General features: G+C 67.7%; 2 protein-coding genes. Both read left to right on the forward strand.

Annotated elements, in window-relative coordinates; translation table 11 throughout:
• Positions 1–213: 213 nt before the first annotated feature.
• Positions 214–6,564, forward strand: a complete 6,351-nt coding sequence (locus tag ACIPIJ_RS23840) for an amino acid adenylation domain-containing protein (RefSeq protein WP_401081324.1) — start codon at positions 214–216, stop codon at positions 6,562–6,564.
• 180 nt (positions 6,565–6,744) lie between these two features.
• Positions 6,745–17,828 (forward strand): amino acid adenylation domain-containing protein (locus ACIPIJ_RS23845; protein WP_401081327.1); only part of this gene is annotated, 11,084 nt, incomplete at its 3' end.

Below are 17,828 nucleotides of genomic sequence, written 5' to 3' on the forward strand. Positions count from 1 at the left end.
GCGAATTGGCGTCATAAGCCTGTCGGATCGCGGCCAATGCTGAATATTCGGGGCAGACGTAGGCCATATGGGACTGCTACCAATGGCAAATCTCCTACAGGCATTTCAGCCGGGGTGGACGGCCACTGGGGGTGTCCGGGTTTCAGGGGCCATACAGGGCAGGGTGGCGGTGCTTGAATCCGCGGATGATCAATCAGAAGGACCTCCCCCCTCATGCCTGCCGCCGAAACCTTTGCCCTGACCGTTGCCCAGCGCGATATCTGGCTGGACCAGATCAGCCACGGTGACTCGCCGCTGTACAACATAGGCGCTTATGTCGAACTGGAAGGGGCGGTGGATGTGGCACGGCTGCAAGCCGCCCTGGCGCACCTGGTGGCGCTGCATGACGGGCTGCGCACGGTGCTGGTGGCTGGGCACGGTGTGCCACGCCAACGCTTTGCCGAGGATGTGACGGTGGCGTTAACCGAGCACGACGTCCGCGCCGCCGACGATCCGTTCGGCGCCGCCAAAGGCCTGCTCCACGGCCAGATGCAAAAGGTGTTTGCCCTGGATGGCGGCACGTTGTGGGGCGCGCAGCTGATCAGGCTGCAAGACCAGCGCTACCTGTTCGCCCTGCAGGCGCACCACTTGATCCTCGACGGTTGGGGCGTGGACCTGTGGTTCAAGCAAGTCGCTGACTACTATGGCTTGCTAGGGCAAGGCTTGGCGCTGCCCACCACGGCCCCGTCCTACCGTGAATTCATCGCCGACGATGCCCAGTACCAGGCGTCGCCCCGCCATGGCAGCGACCGCGACTACTGGTTGGCCAAGTTCAGGCAACTGCCCGATGCCTTGCTGGCGCCGCGTGACCGTGGCGCAGTGCCGGCCGGCGAGCCGAGTGCGGTCCTCGAACAACCCTTCGATACGCGCCTGCTTGCGCGCATGCGGCAACTGGGAACGGACCTGCAGGCCTCGGCGTTTCACGTACTGCTGGCGGCCATGCACGTGTGCTGCGCGCGCACCTGGCAACGCGACGAGTGGGTGGTCGGCTTGCCGGTGCGCAACCGTGGCAATGCCCGTTTCAAATCGACCATGGGGCTGTTTACCCAGGTCAGCGCCTTGCGCATGGATTTCGGCCACAGCGCCTCGTTCGCTGAACTGGTGCGCGGCATCCGTGATGCCCTCAAGCGGGACTTTCGCCATCAGCGGTTCGCCCTCAGCGAGTTGAACCGGGCCCTCGGCGCGCTGCGCGAAGAACGGCCGCAGCTGTTCGAGCTGATGGCGTCGTTCGAGGAAGACGGCAACGACCTGCGCTTCGGCGATATCAGCGGCCATACGGTGATGGTCTGCAACAGCCACGAACCCACGCCGCTTAGCGTCCACCTGCGCAGTAACCGCCTCAGCGACAACGCCTGCCTGCATCTGGTCTACAGCCGCGCCTGGTTCAATGCGGAGCAGGTCGAGGCACTGGCCGCACGCCTGTTGCATGTACTTGAGCAAGGGTTGCAGCAGCCCGGCTTGAGTATTGGCGCCTTTGACCTGCCGACCCCCAGCGAGCAGGCACAGCTGCAACAATGGAACCGTTCGGCAGTGTCGCCAGGGCAGGGTGAACGGCTGATTCATCGCCGCATCGAGGCGCAGGCCATGGCCAGGCCACAGGCAGTGGCAGCGTTGCACGAAGGCCAGTGCCTGAGTTACGGCGAGCTGAACCGGCGCGCCAACCACCTGGCGCAGCACCTGATCGGCCTGGGTGCCGGGCCTGACCTGCGTGTCGCGGTGGTCGCCCAGCGTGGCCTGGACACTTTGGTCGGGCTGCTGGCAGTACTCAAGGCGGGTGCCGCGTATGTGCCGATCGACCCGGCTCACCCGCAAGAGCGCCTGGCCTATCTGCTCGAAGACAGCGCCCCGCAGGTGGTGCTGAGCCTCTCGAGGTTGAGCGGGCGGCTGCCTGCCCATGGCCTGCCGCTGATCGAACTCGACCGCTACCCATGGCCCGAAACCACCGATGTCACACCTGCAGTTGCGCAGCTTGCGCCGCACAACCTGGCGTATGTCATCTATACCTCCGGCTCCACCGGCCTGCCCAAGGGCGTGATGGTCGAGCACCGGATGCTGGCCAACCTGGTCGACTGGCACTGCGCCAGCTTCGACCTGGGGCCCGGCCGGCACCAGTCGAGCCTGGCCGGTTTCGGTTTCGATGCCATGGCCTGGGAAGTCTGGCCGGCCCTGTGCAGCGGTGCGACGCTGCACCTGGCGCCTGTGCGCGATGGGGCCGAGGATATCGACGCCTTGCTGCGCTGGTGGCGGGCGCAGCCGCTGGATGTCAGCTTCCTGCCAACCCCGGTGGCCGAACATGCCTTTGCCCAGGGCGAGCTGCACCCGACCCTGCAAACCCTGCTGATCGGCGGCGACCGCCTGCGTCGCCTGGCGCGCGAACGCCGCTACCGCGTCATCAACAACTACGGCCCCACTGAAGCCACGGTGGTGGCGACCTCGGGCCTGGTCGAGGCGGGCCGGCCGCTGCATATCGGGGGGCCGATAGCCAACACCCGCCTGTACGTGCTCGACGAGCAGCGCCAGCTGTTGCCGATCGGCGCTGCCGGTGAGCTGTACATCGGCGGCAGCGGCGTGGCCCGCGGTTACCTGAATCGGCCTGAACTGACCGCCGAACGCTTTCTCGACGACCCCTACAGCCCTGAGCCCGAGGCCCGCCTGTACCGCACCGGCGACCTGGTGCGCTGGCTGGCCGACGGCACCCTGGAATACCTCGGGCGCAACGACGACCAGGTGAAGATCCGTGGTGTGCGGGTCGAGCTGGCCGAAATCGAGGCGGCCCTGGCCAGCCACGCTGCCGTGCGCGAGTGTGTTGTGCTGCTGCGGGACGGCCAGTTGCAGGCGTGGTTCATCGCCGCAGCACCGGTGACGCCGCGAGCACTGCATGAGCATCTGCGCGCGCAACTGCCTGCTGGCTTGCTGCCAGCTGCGTATGTGGGCCTGGCCAGCTGGCCGCTCACCGCCAACGGCAAGCTCGACCGCCGCGCGTTGCCGACTGCCGACGAGGCGGCCAAGGTTCGCCGCGAGCACGAGGCGCCCGTGGGGGACATCGAGCAGCGCCTGGCACTGTTGTGGGCCGAGTTGCTGCAGGTCGAGCGGGTAGGGCGCCAGGACCATTTCTTCGAGCTGGGTGGCCATTCGCTGCTGGCGGTGCAGTTGATCGAACGCATGCGCCAGCAAGGGCTGCAAGCGGACGTGCAGGTACTGTTCGGCCAATCGACCCTGGCCAGCCTGGCTGCCGCCGTGGTGGTGGGCGAGGCCGCAACGGTACCCGCCAATGGCGTGCCACCGGGGTGCCAGCAGCTTACCCCCGAGATGCTCACGTTGACCGACCTTGACCTGGCTGCAATCCAGCGCATCGTCGCCACGGTGCCGGGCGGCGCAGGCAACGTGCAAGAGATCTACCCGCTCGCACCGTTGCAGCAAGGGTTGCTGTACCACCACGTGACCGATGAACAGGACCCTTATCAGCAGCAGGTCTTGTTCGCCTTTGCCAGCCACGCGCAGCTACAGGCCTTTGCCGATGCCTTGCAGCGGGTAATCGATCGGCATGACATCTTGCGCACCAGCCTGCTCTGGGAAGGCCTGGCGCAACCGCAACAAGTCGTCTGGCGCCAGGCGCGCCTGCCGGTCGACAGCTTTACAGCTGAACGGCCAGGTGGCGATTGGGCGGCGCAGTTGCACAAGGCCTACGACCCACAACTGCGGCCCCTGGACCTGCGCCAGGCGCCGATGATGGCGCTGGTGACTGCCGAAGAGGCGGCGCAGGGCCGCTGGCTGGGGCTGCTACGCTTCCACCACCTGGTCAACGATGCCGTTTCGTTGCAGGTACTGCTTGGCGAACTCGATGCGTTCATGCACGGCCGGGGCGAGCAGCTGCCGCCACCGGTGCCGTACCGTGACTACGTGGCGCTCAGCGGCGCTGAAGAGCGCCAGGCCCGCCACGAAGCCTTTTTCCGCGAACAACTGGCCGGCGTCGAGCCGCCTGCGCCCGTTGCCGGGTTGGGCGGTGTCGCTGTAGACGAGCAGAACCTGCAGACCCATGCCGTGGCGCTTGAAACCGGTTTGGCTGACCTGCTGCGCGCTCAAGCACGTAAGCACGGCGTGAGCCTGCCCAGCCTGCTGCACCTTGCCTGGGCCCAGGTGCTCGGTAGTCTGTCAGGGCGCGATGAGGTGGTGATCGGAACCGTGCTGCTGGGTCGCGCCATGGCCGGCAACGGCGCTGACCGCGCCTTGGGCATGTTCATCAATAGCTTGCCGTTGCGGGTCAGCCTTGCAAATCACTCACTGGGCCAGGCATTGGTTGAAACGCATGCACGCCTGGCCGCCCTGCTCGGGCACGAAGACGCCCCCCTGCTGCTGGCCCAGCGCTGCAGCGGCCTGCCAGCCGCCACGCCGCTGTTCAACAGCTTGCTCAACTACCGCCAAGGGGCGTTGCCACAGGGGCAGGTGCTGCCCGGGGTGGAATTGCTCGAAGCCAGTGAGGTGCTAAGCCACGGCCTGGTGCTGACGGTCGATGACCCGGGCGATACGCTGCAACTGGCGCTGCGCGCGCCGCGTGCAATTGGCGCACCACGGGTGCTGGGCTACCTGCTGACGACCTTGCGCCAATTTGCCGAAAGCGCTGGTCAGCGCCAGCCCCTGAATACCCTCTGCAGCGTGCCCGCCGATGAACTGCAGCGCCTGTTGCACATGTTCAACCAGGCCGAAGACCGGCAAAGCCCGCTGGACAGCACGCTGCCTGCGCTGTTCGAAGCTCAGGTCCGGCGGACCCCCCTGGCTGTCGCGCTGCAGGCCGAAGACGCCAGCCTCGATTATCAGACGCTCAATGCCCAGGCCAATCGCCTGGCCCATCGCCTGATCGCCCTGGGCGTGGGGCCCGACGCGCGTGTCGCCCTCTGCGTGGAGCGCGGCGTGTCAATGATGCTGGCGCTGCTGGGCGTACTCAAGGCCGGCGGCGCCTATGTGCCGCTCGACCCTGGCTACCCGGCCGAACGGCTGCGCTTCATGCTCGAGGACAGCGCGCCGAGCGTGGTGCTGGTGCATGGCGCCACTCGCGGCCTGTTCGACGCCTTGCCGGTACCGGTGCTCGACCTGGACGGCGACTATTGGCAGGCCTGCAGCGCCGAAAACCCCAAGGTGCCAGGCCTGGGGCCTGGGCATCTCGCCTATGTGATGTACACCTCCGGCTCGACCGGCACGCCCAAGGGCGTGATGATCGAACACCGCGGGTTGTGCAACCTGATGCACTGGGGCTCGCAGATCAGCCCGCCGCAACCGGGTGACGCCTTGCTGCAACGGGCACCGTACAGTTTCGACGGTTCGGTCTGGGAGCTGTTCTGGCCGCTCTGTGCTGGCTTGCGCCTGGTGCTGGCGCGCCCCGACGGCCACCGCGACCCCGCGTACCTGGTGCAGTTGATCCAGGCGCGGCAGGTCACCACGATGAAGTTCGTGCCGGCGTTGTTGCATCAGTTTCTCGAACAGCCGGGCGTCGAACGCTGCACCAGCCTGACCGACATCTTCTGTGGCGGGGGCGAGCTGACCCTGGCGCTGCTGCGCAGCGTTCGCGAACGCTTGCCCAGGGTGCGCGTGCACAACGTCTACGGCCCCACCGAGGCGACCGTGGACAGCACCGCCTGGACCCTGCAGGCCCATGAGCCGCTTCCCGCACTGGCTCCACCCATTGGCCGGCCCATCGCCAACACCCGCCTGTACGTGCTCGACAACCACGACCGCCCGGTGCCACTGGGCGCGGTGGGGCAGTTGCACATCGGTGGCGTGGGTGTCGCCCGTGGCTACCTGGGGCTACCAACGCTGCAGGCCGAGCGCTTCATCGCCAGCCCGTTCGTCGCGGGCGATCGCCTTTACCGCACCGGCGACCTGGTGCGCTACCGCCAGGACGGTGCGCTGGACTTTGTTGGCCGCAACGATTTCCAAGTCAAGCTGCGCGGGCTGCGGGTCGAACTGGGCGAGATCGAGGCCGCGCTGGCAGCGCACCCGAGCGTTGGGCAAAGCGTGGTGCTGATGCGCGAAGAGCGCCTGGTGGCCTATTTCACCTGCCGCGATGCCAGCCCGGTGCCGGCGCTGGAGGTGCTGCGCAGCCACCTGCTCGCACGCATGCCTGAGTACATGGTGCCGCAGGCGTTCGTCGCCCTGGCGCAATTACCGTTGAGCGCCAACGGCAAGGTCGACCGCAAGGCGCTGCCTGCACCCGGCGAGGATGCAGTCATCAGCCGTGAGTTCCAGGCGCCGCAAGGCGAGCTGGAAGCCGCATTGGCGGCCATCTGGACCGAGGTGCTGAAAATCGAGCAGGTCGGGCGCCAAGACAACTTCTTCGAGCTGGGCGGGCATTCGTTGCTGGCGGTGAGCCTGGTGGCGCGCATGCGCCAGGCCGGCCTGCATGTCGATGCCCGCACCTTGTTCAGCCAGCCGACCCTGGCAGGGCTGGCGGCCAGCACCCGCCGTGAGCAGCTTGAGGTGGTGATACCGCAGACCACCATTCCCAGCCTGGGCAAGCGCAGGCGTATCTGAGGCTATTGGGGCCGCTGTGCGGCCCCTTTGCGGGGCAAGCCCGCTACCACAGAGTTCTGCGCTGCGCGCTGCGCCGGACCTGCCCGCACGATTGTCCCCGCTTCCCATGTCAGACCGACCGGTCACGATCCTTTAGCGTGTCCCCGATTCCCATTTCCAGGCAAAGCAGGATGCTTACCGATGCTCTTCAGCGAACTGATGGCTGCTCTTTCCACCCGTGCGATCCGACTCCAGCGTGAAGACCAGGACCTGATCGTCCTGGGGGATGACGAAACCTTGGACGATACCCTGTGGGAGGCACTGTCACGGCACAAGCCGGCCTTGCTGGAGATGCTTGCCGAACGCGACGACGACTGGCTGAGCCCGGCGTTTCAAATCACCCCCGACATGCTGCCGCTGGTGCAACTCGACCAGCAGGCCATCGACCGCATCGTCGCCAGTGTGCCGGGCGGTGCGGCCAACGTGCAGGACATCTACCCGCTGGCACCGCTGCAGCAGGGCATGCTGTACCAGCACCTGGCGGCCAGCGACGGCGACCCGTACCTGGCCCAGGTGCAACTGCGCTTCACCAGCAAGGCGCACCTGGAGGCCTTCGCCGAGGCCCTGCAATGGGTGATCCAGCGCCACGACATTCTGCGCACGGCGCTGCACTGGGAGTACCTGGACGAGCCGGTGCAGGTGGTGTGGCGTGAGGCGTCGCTGGTGCGTGAGGCCATCGCGGTCGACGGCAGCCAGGCGCTGGCCCGGTTGTGCGAGCGTTTCGACCCACGCCACTATCGCCTCGACTTGCGCCAGGCGCCACTGATGCAATTGATGCACGCCAAGGGGGAAGGCGAGGCCTGGGTGGCCTTGCTGATGTTCCACCACCTGGTGATGGACCATACCGCGCTGGACATCGTGCGCCGCGAGATCCAGGCCCACCTGGCCGGCGAGTCGGCGCAACTGGCGGCACCCATGCCGTTTCGCAATGTGCTGGCCGCCGCGCGCCTGGCGCTGGACGAGCAGGCCCATGAGCGCTTCTTCCGCGATATGCTCGCCGACCTCGACGAGCCGACCCTGGCCTTCGGCCTGCAGGACAAAGGCGACCAGGCCCTGGAGCAGGCGCACCTGACCTTGCCGGCCGCCCTCAGCCAGCGCCTGCGCAGCCAGGCGCGGTCGCTCGGGGTGAGCCCGGCGAGCGTGCTGCACCTGGGCTTCGCGCGCCTGGTTGGGCAACTGTCGGCGCGCCAGGCGGTGGTGTTCGGCAGCGTCCTGTTGGGGCGCATGACCACCGGTGATGGCAGCGAGCAAGCGTTGGGCATGTTCATCAACACCTTGCCGCTGCGTATCGACCTCGGCCAGCACGGCGTGCGCGACGCGCTGCTGGCCACCCATCGGCGGCTTACCGCCTTGCTCGGCCATGAGCAGGCCTCGCTGGCCCTGGCCCAGCGCTGCAGCGGCGTGGCCGCGCCGGCGCCGCTGTTCAACAGCATGTTCAACTACCGCCACAGCGCGGCCGGGGATGCCGCCGAGGTCATCCCGGTGGCACCGGGCATCGATATCGTCGGTGCCGAAGAACGCACCGACTACCCGCTGACCGTCAGCGTCGACGACCTCGGCGACGACCTGCGCCTGACCGTGCAGAGCCTGCCGCAATGGGGCGCTGCACGCTTGTGCGGGCAGTTCGAACAGGTGCTGGGTGCCTTGGTCGAAGCGCTGGAGGACAACCCCGCAGCGCCCCTGCAGGGGCTGGCGGTGCTGCCGGCGTTGGAACGTGAACAGGTGCTGCACCGGTTCAACGACACCGCTCAGCGCTATGCGCAGGGCCAGACCGTGCATGCCTTGATCGAGGCCCAGGCCGCCCGCACGCCAGACGCGCCGGCGTTGATGCAGGCCGGGCAGGTGCTGAGCTATGGCGCGCTGAACCGGCGCGCCAACCAGCTTGCTCACCAGTTGATCGGCCAGGGCGTCAAGGTGGGTGACCGGGTTGCGTTGTGCCTGCCACGCAACGCCCAGCGCCTGGTCGGCCTGCTGGCCGTGTTGAAGGCCGGTGCCGCCTACGTACCGGTGGACCCGACGTACCCGGCCGAGCGCATCGCCTACCTGTTGGCTGACAGTGCGCCTGCCCTGGTGCTGGCCACGGCTGCCATCGAAAACCTGACGGACGTGCCCCGCCTGAACCTGGATCAGCCCCACGCATTCGCCGCGGACGAAACCAACCCGGTACTGCCAGGCCTTGATGCACAGCATCTGGCTTACCTGGTCTACACCTCCGGCTCCACCGGCCAGCCCAAAGGCGTGATGATCGAGCACCACACACTGGCCAACCTGGTGCATTGGCACTGCCAGGCGTTCGATCTGGTAGCCGGTTCACACAGCGCCAGCGTGGCCGGTTTCGGTTTCGACGCCATGGCCTGGGAAGTCTGGCCGACCCTGTGTGCTGGCGCCACCTTGCACCTGCCACCTGAAGCGATCGGCAACGAGCATGTCGACGAGTTGCTCGACTGGTGGCTGCAGCAACCGCTGCAGGTCAGCTTCCTGCCCACACCGGTGGCCGAGCAGGCCCTGCGCCGCGACCGCCAGCACCCGACCCTGCGCACCCTGCTGGTTGGCGGTGATCGGCTGCGCCAATTCGAGCGCGACCCCGGTTTTGCGGTGGTCAACAACTATGGCCCGACCGAAACCACTGTGGTGGCTACCTCCGGCCAGCTCGCCCCAGGCGGCGCCTTGCATATCGGCCGGCCAATCGCCAACACCCGGGTGTATGTGCTCGATGAAGGGCTGCAGCCGGTACCGGTGGGCGTCACCGGTGAGCTCTTTATCGGCGGCGCGCAGGTCGCACGCGGCTATTTCAACCGCCCCGAACTGACCGAAGAGCGCTTCCTGCCCGACCCGTTCAGCGAAGTTGCCAATGCCCGCCTGTACCGCAGCGGCGACCTGGTGCGCTGGAACGCTGACGGCACGCTCGACTACCTGGGACGCAACGATGACCAGGTGAAGATACGCGGCGTGCGGGTGGAACTGGGCGAGATCGAAGCCGCCCTGGCCGCGCAACCGGGCATCGCCGATGCCGTCGTGCTGGTGCGCGAAGCGCGCCTGCTGGCCTGGTTCACCGAGACGGCCCCGGTTGACCTCGAACGGCTGCGTCAGGCCCTGCAGGCCAGCCTGCCGGCGCAACTGGTGCCGTTGGCATTCATGCGCCTGGATGAACTGCCACTGACCAGCCACGGCAAGCTCGACCGCCGCGCACTGCCCGAGCCCGACAGCACCCTGCTGGCCGGCCAGGCCTACGAGGCACCGCAAAGCGCGACCGAAGCGGCCATGGCCGCGATCTGGGCCCAGGTGCTGGGCGTCGAGCGGGTAGGGCGCCACGACAATTTCTTCGAACTGGGCGGCCACTCGTTGCTGGCGGTGACCCTGGTCGAACGCTTGCGCAAGGCCGGCCTGGTGATCGACGTGCGGGTGTTGTTCGCCCAGCCGACCCTGGCTGCGCTCGCCGGTGCGGCGGGGATCGGCCATGAAGCCAAGGTGCCGGCCAACCGGGTGCCGTACGGTGCCGAACGCATCACGCCAGACCTGCTCAGCCTGATCGAGCTGGACCAGGCGGCGATCGACGCGGTGGTCGCCACGGTGCCCGGTGGCGCTGCCAACGTGCAGGAAATCTACCCGCTGGCGCCGTTGCAGGAAGGCATCCTCTACCACCACCTGAGTGCCGAGCAAGGCGACCCCTACCTGCTGCAGACCCGCCTGGCCTTCGACAGCGTCGAGCGCCTGCTGGCCTGGGCCGGCGCCTTGCAGCAGGTGATTGACCGCCATGACATCCTGCGCACTTCGGTGCTCTGGCAGGGCCTGGCGCAGCCGTTGCAGGTGGTGTGGCGCACGGCTGAGCTGGTCGTTCGCGAAATCGACGACCTGGGCGATGAGCCGGGTGTCGCCCGCATCGAGCAGTTGCACGCGCGCTTCGACGCCCGTCATTACCGCCTGGACCTGGCCCAGGCACCGCTCACCCGCCTGTATTACAGCCTGGACCCCGGCAACCAGCAGGTGGTGGCCATTTTGCTGTTCCACCACCTGACCCTCGACCACACCGCCATGGACGTGGTCGCCCGGGAAATGCGCGCGCTGCTGTTCGGCCAGGCCGACAGCCTGCCGGCGGCAGTGCCTTACCGCAACTACGTGGCCCAGGCACGCCTGGCTGACCAGGCCGGCCATGAAGCGTTCTTCCGCGAGATGCTGGCGGATGTCGACGAGCCAACCTTGCCACTGGGCTTTGCCGATGTACAAGGCGATGGGCGCGGTATCGAAACGGCCTTTGCGGCACTGGAGGCCGACATCAGCCGGCGCCTGCGCGGCCAGGCACGGCAACTGGGTGTCAGCGCCGCAAGCCTGATGCATCTGGCCTGGGCGCGGGTGCTGGGGGGGCTCGCCAACCGCCATGACGTGGTCTTCGGCACCGTGCTGATGGGCCGGCTGCAGGGTGGCGAGGGTGCCGACCGGGCGCTGGGCATGTTCATCAACACCTTGCCACTGCGGGTCGATACCCGCGCCTCGGCACAGGCTGCGGTGCGCGCGACGCACCGCAGCCTGTCGGCGCTGCTCGGCCATGAGCACGCGCCACTGGCGCTGGCTCAGCGTTGCAGCGGCGTGGCGGCCTCGGCACCCTTGTTCAGCGCCTTGCTCAACTACCGCCACAGCGCAGCCGATGCGCCGCGCGAAGGCGAGGGCATCTGGGAAGGCGTGCGCCTGCTCGGCGGCGAAGAGCGCAGCAATTACCCGCTGACCCTGAGCGTCAACGACCTGGGCGAAGGGTTTAGTTTCAGCGTGCTGGCAGTCGAGGGCATCGGCGCGGCCCGGGTGGTCGAGTGGATGACCGCTGCGGTTGGCCAATTGCTGCAGGCGCTGGAGCAAGGGCAGGCCACGCCAGTGGACAGCCTGTCGATCCTCAGCGATGAGGCCCGCCGACAGCTGCTCGGCGGTTTCAACGACACCGCCCGCGAGTACCCGCAAGGGCAGACGGTGCATGCCATGGTCGAAGCCCAGGCTGCCCGCACGCCCGATGCCTCGGCGCTTGCCCAGGCCGGCCAGGCCGTGAGTTACGGCGAACTGAACCAGCGTGCCAACCGCCTGGCGCACCGCCTGATCGAGCACGGCGTGCAGCGTGGCGACCGGGTTGCCCTGTGCCTGCCGCGTAGTATGGAACGGGTGATCGGCCTGCTGGCCGCGCTCAAGGCCGGTGCTGCCTACGTGCCGGTGGACCCCAGCTACCCGGCCGAACGCATCGCCTACCTGCTCAGTGACAGCGCCCCGGCCTTGTTGCTGGCCGAATCGAGCCTCACCGGCTTGCCGGGCGACGTTCCCCGCCTCGATCTGGACGATGCAACCGCCTGGCACTCGTCTGACAGCAACCCGCAGGTGGCTGGGCTCGATGCCCACGCGCTGGCCTATGTGGTCTACACCTCCGGCTCCACCGGCCAGCCCAAGGGCGTGATGATCGAGCATCAGACCCTGGCCAACCTGGTGCACTGGCACTGCCAGGCCTTCGCCCTGCGTGCCGGCGAGCGCACCTCGAGCGTCGCCGGCTTCGGCTTCGACGCCATGGCCTGGGAGGTCTGGCCGGCCTTGTGCGCCGGTGCCACCTTGCACCTGCCGCCTGCGCCGATCGGCAATGAGCATGTCGACGAATTGCTCGACTGGTGGCTGCAGCAGCCACTCACCGTCAGCTTCCTGCCCACTCCGTTGGCCGAACAGGCCCTGCGCCGTGACCGCCAGCACCCGACTTTGCGCACCCTGCTGATCGGCGGCGATCGCCTGCGCCAGTTCGACCGCGACCCCGGCTTCGACCTGGTGAACAACTACGGCCCGACCGAAACCACGGTCGTTGCCACCTCCGGCAAGGTGCTGCCCGGTGCGGCATTGCACATTGGTCAGCCCATCGCCAACACCCGCGTCTACGTGCTCGACGAACACCGCCAGCCGGTGCCGATCGGGGTAACCGGTGAGCTGTATATCGGCGGTGCGCAGGTCGCACGTGGCTACTTCAACCGGCCCGAACTGACGGCCGAGCGCTTCCTCGACGACCCGTTCAGCCGCAAGCCGGGGGCCCGCATGTACCGCAGCGGCGACCTGGTGCGCTGGAACGCCGATGGCACCCTGGATTACCTGGGCCGTAACGACGACCAGGTGAAAGTCCGCGGCGTGCGCGTGGAACTGGGTGAAATCGAGGCAGCCCTGCAGGCACAACCTTGTATCGACGATGCCGTGGTGCTGGTGCGTGACGAGCGCTTGCTGGCCTGGTTCACCGAGACCGCGCCGGTGCAACTCGACAGCCTGCGCCAGGCGCTGCAGGCCAGCTTGCCGGCGCACATGCTGCCGCAGGCGTTGATCCGCCTGGCGCAGCTGCCGCTGACCAGCCACGGCAAGCTCGACCGCCGTGCATTGCCTGAGCCGGATACCGCCGACTTGATCAGCCACGGCTATGCCGCGCCGCAGGGCCAGACCGAAACGGCCATGGCGGCGATCTGGGCCGAGGTACTGGGTGTCGAGCGGGTAGGGCGCCACGACAACTTCTTCGAACTGGGCGGCCATTCGTTGCTGGCCGTGACCCTGATCGAGCGCTTGCGCCAACAGGGCCTGCAAACCGACGTGCGGGTGCTGTTCGGCCAGCCGACCGTGGCCGCGCTCGCTGCGGCACTGGGCAATGTTCGCCCCGTAACGGTCCCCGAGAACCGTATTCCGGCGGGCTGCACGCAGATTACCCCGGACATGCTGCCACTGATTGACCTGGACCCGGCCAGCATCGCGCGCATCGTCGCCACGGTGCCGGGAGGCGCCGCCAACGTTCAGGACATCTACCCGCTGGCGCCGCTGCAGGAGGGCATTCTTTACCACCACCTCAGCGCTGCCGGTGCAGACCCGTACCTGCTGCAATGGCGCATCGCGTTCGATTGCCCGGCAAGGCTTCAAGCCTTCGCCAGCGCCCTGGACAAGGTCATCGCTCGCCACGACGTGCTGCGCACCGCGGTGCTGTGGGACGGCCTGCGCCAGCCGGTGCAAGTGGTCTGGCGCCAGGCATCACTCGCCATCCTCGAGCACGCTGCTGCTCCTGTGGGAGCGGGCCTTGCCCGCGAAGCATCCACCGCGACGTTTGACCTGTGCACGGCCCCACTGATCCGCCTGCTCCATAGCCAGCCGGCTGATAACCAACGCCTTGAAGCCACCCTGCAATTCCACCACATCGTCCTCGACCACACCGCCATGAAGGTGGTCCTCGAAGAAATCCGCGACCATCTGCGCGACCAAGCGCCGACCCAGGCCCCGGTGCCTTACCGCAATTATGTGGCCCAGGCGCGCCTGGCCATCAGTGAAGCCGAGCACGAAGCGTTCTTCCGCGGCGAGCTGGCCGACATCACTGAACCGACCCTGCCGTACGGCCTGACCGACATTCACGCCCAGGCCGGTGGTTTCGACCTGGCCACCGTGCAACTGGGGGCTGGCGACTATCAACGCCTGCGCAACCAGGCCCAGCAACTGGGTGTCAGTGCCGCCAGCCTGTTGCACCTGGCCTGGGCACGCCTGGTGTCGGCCACCAGCGGCAAGGACAGCGTGGTGTTCGGCACGGTGCTGCTCGGTCGTCTGCAAGGGGGGGCCGGTGCCGACCGGGGCCTGGGCATGTTCATCAACACCTTGCCCTTGCGCCTGGACCTGGATGGCCTGGGCGTTCGCGATGGGGTGCGCCAGGCCCACCAGCGCCTGAGCACACTGCTGGTGCATGAACACGCGTCCCTCGCCTTGGCCCAGCGCTGCAGCGGCGTGGCCGCGCCGTTGCCGCTGTTCAGCGCGATGCTCAACTACCGGCATGGCGCGAGTGCTGCCGAGCAGCAGGTGCAACGCGAGGCCCTGGAGGGCATCGAGGCATTGCCGAGCGGCGGGCATGGCCACTACCCGCTGAGCATCAACGTCGACGACCTGGGTGATGGCCTGCGCATGACCGCGCAAGTCACCGCGCAGGTGGGCGCGCAGCGCGTCTGTGAGCAATTGCTGCAGGTGCTGGTCGGTGTGCTTGACGCCCTTGAGCAGCAGCCGCAGTTGCCCTTGCAGCAACTGCCGGTTCTGGCCGCGCAGGAGCGCCAGCTGCTGCTGGTCGAAGCCAACGCCACGGTGCTGCAGCACGACCTGCAACACCCTCTGCACAGCCTGTTCGAAGCACAGGTGCGTGTTTCGCCGGATGCGCTGGCCCTGGTGGCCGAAGAGGGCCAGCTTAGCTACCGTCAGCTCGACGAGCAGGCCAACCGCCTGGCCCATCACCTGATCGGGCTCGGGGTGAAACCCGACGACCGGGTAGCGATCTGCGTCGAGCGCGGGCTGTCGCTGGTCGTCGGCCTGCTGGCCATCCTCAAGGCGGGCGGGGCCTACGTGCCCGTCGACCCGGGCTACCCGGCAGAACGTATCCGCCACATGCTGGAGGACAGCGCGCCGCTGGCAGTGCTGGTGCACGGCGCCACCCGTGACGTGGTGCAGTCTTCGCGGGCACCGCTGATCGATCTGGACGCGTCGGCCTGGCATGCCCAGCCGATCAGCAACCCTCGCGTACCTGGCCTGGCGTCGCACCACCTGGCCTATGTGATCTACACCTCCGGTTCCACCGGCCTGCCCAAGGGCGTGATGGTCGAACACCGCAACGTGGTCAACCTGGTGCACTGGAGCCAGCGCCTGTGCGCCGTGGTGGCAGGCGGCAGTGTGCTGCACAAGACCCCGGTGAGCTTCGACGCTTCGGTGTGGGAACTGTTCTGGCCACTGTGCAGCGGCCTGCGCCTGATACTGGCTCGCCCGGATGGCCAGCGTGATCCGCATTACCTGGCGCAGTTGATCCAGGCGCAGCAGGTGAACGTGGTGCAATTCGTGCCAGCGCTGCTGCAGCAATTCCTTGAGCACGCACAGAGTGCAGATTGCAGCAGCCTCAGCGATATCGTCTGTGGCGGTGGCGAGTTGACCCCGGGCTTGGCCGCCTTGGTGCGTCAGCGCCTGCCGGGCGTGCGGCTGCACAACGTCTATGGTCCCACCGAGACGACAGTCGACTGCAGCGCCTGGACCCTGGAGCCCGATGCGGCGCTGCCAGAAGGCGTACTGCCCATCGGCCGCCCGATCGACAACACCCAGCTCTATGTACTGGACGGCCGCGACCAGCCCGTTCCGTGGGGCGTGGCCGGCCACCTGCACATCGGCGGCGCCGGCGTCACCCGTGGCTACCTGGGCTTGGCCCAGCAGCAGGCCGAGCGCTTCATTGCCAGCCCGTTCGTGGCCGGCGAACGGCTGTACCGCAGCGGCGACCTGGTGCGCCAGCGGGCTGACGGCAACCTCGAATTCCTGGGCCGCAACGACCATCAGGTGAAAATTCGCGGCCTGCGTATCGAGCCCGGTGAGATCGAGGCGTGCCTGGCCCGCGTGGCGGCAGTGCGCGAAGCCGTGGTGCTGGCGTTCGATGAACGCCTGGTCGCTTACTACACCGGTGCAGCGCAGCCGGCGGACAGCCTGCGCCAGGCGCTGCTGGCACAGCTGCCGGAGTACATGGTGCCGGGGCTGTACATCCACCTCGACAGCCTGCCACTGACACCGAATGGCAAACTTGACCGCAAGGCATTGCCCGCGCCGGATGCCACCTTGCAACAGCGCCCCTACGAAGCCCCGCAAGGCCGCACCGAAGCGCTGCTGGCAGGGCTGTGGGCGGAGCTGCTGGGGGTAGAGCAGGTGGGCCGGCATGACAACTTCTTCGCGCTGGGCGGCCACTCGCTGCTGGCCGTGAGCCTTACGGCCCGCTTGCGCCTGGAGGGCCTGCAGGTCGATGTGCGGACCTTGTTCGGCCAGCCGACCCTTGCCGCGCTGGCGGCCACCCTGGGCCAGAGCCAGCAGGTCGAGGTGCCCGAGAACCGCATTGCCGCCGACTGTATCCACATTACCCCGGCGCTACTCAGCCTGATCGACCTCGACCAGGCGGCCATCGACCGTATCGTCGCCAGCGTGCCGGGGGGCGCTGCCAACGTGCAGGACATCTATCCGCTGGCGCCGCTGCAGGAAGGCATTCTCTACCACCACCTGAGCGCAGCCGAACACGACCCGTACGTGCTGTATTCGCGGTTGCGCTTCGACAGCCTTGAGCGCTTGCATTCCTTTGCCAGCGCACTGGACCAGGTGATTGCGCGTCACGATGTGCTGCGCACCGCCGTGCTTTGGGACGGCCTGCCACAGCCTGTGCAAGTGGTCTGGCGGCATGCTCCGCTCGCCGTTCTTGAGCACGCTGCAGCCCCTGGGGCGGCGGGTCTTGCCGGGGAAACCTGCGGCGCAATACTCGATCTGAGCACCGCGCCACTGCTGCGCCTCCTCTATACGCCGACCGCAGGCGCCATCGACGCCACCCTGCAATTCCACCACATCGTGCTCGACCACACCGCACTGGAAGTCATAGGCGAAGAGCTGGTTGCCTTCATGCAAGGCAACCCAGCGCCCCTGCATTCTCCCGCGCCCTACCGCAACTACGTGGCCCAGGCCCGCCTGGGCATCAGCCAGGCCGAGCACGAAGCGTTCTTCCGCGCGCAGCTGGCCGATATCGATGAGCCGACCCTGCCATTCGGCCTGAGCGATGTGCAAGGCGACGGCCGCGGCATGCAGGAGGCCAAACTGCCGTTGTCGGCCGCGCTCGCCGCCGGCCTGCGTCGCCAGGCACGGGGGCTGGGCATCAGCGTCGCCAGCCTGTTCCACCTGGCCTGGGCGCGCCTGCTGGCCGCGGCCAGCGGCAAGGACACCGTGGTGTTCGGCACCGTGCTGCTCGGCCGCTTGCAAGGCGGCGAGGGCGCCGAACGGGCACTGGGCATGTTCATCAACACCTTGCCGCTGCGGGTTGACCTGGGCGGTGTCAGCCTGCGCGCGGCGGCCCATGCGACCCATCAGCGCCTGAGCGCGCTGCTGGCCCACGAGCATGCCTCCCTGGCGTTGGCCCAGCGTTGCAGTGGCGTGGCTGCGCCGTTGCCGCTGTTCAGCGCGATGCTCAATTATCGCCATGGCGCTGAAAGCAGTGCCGAGCAGCGCCAGGGCTGGCAAGGCATCGAGGTGCTGGAAGGGCAGGAACGTACCAACTACCCGTTGAGCCTGAACGTGGACGACCTGGGTGATGGCTTCCGCCTGGTGGCCATGACCCCAGCAGACATTGGCGCGGCGCGGATCTGCGGGCAGATGAACCAGCTGCTGGAGGCCATGGTCGCGGCGCTGGAGCATGAGCCGGAGCTGGCGTTGCA

Source organism: Pseudomonas sp. NPDC087185 (assembly GCF_044744955.1).
Classification (GTDB): domain Bacteria; phylum Pseudomonadota; class Gammaproteobacteria; order Pseudomonadales; family Pseudomonadaceae; genus Aquipseudomonas.

Excerpts from the sequence above, each read along its gene's own strand:
- ACIPIJ_RS23840 (WP_401081324.1), top strand. The coding sequence starts at position 214 with ATGCCTGCCGCCGAAACCTTTGCCCTGACCGTTGCCCAGCGCGATATC.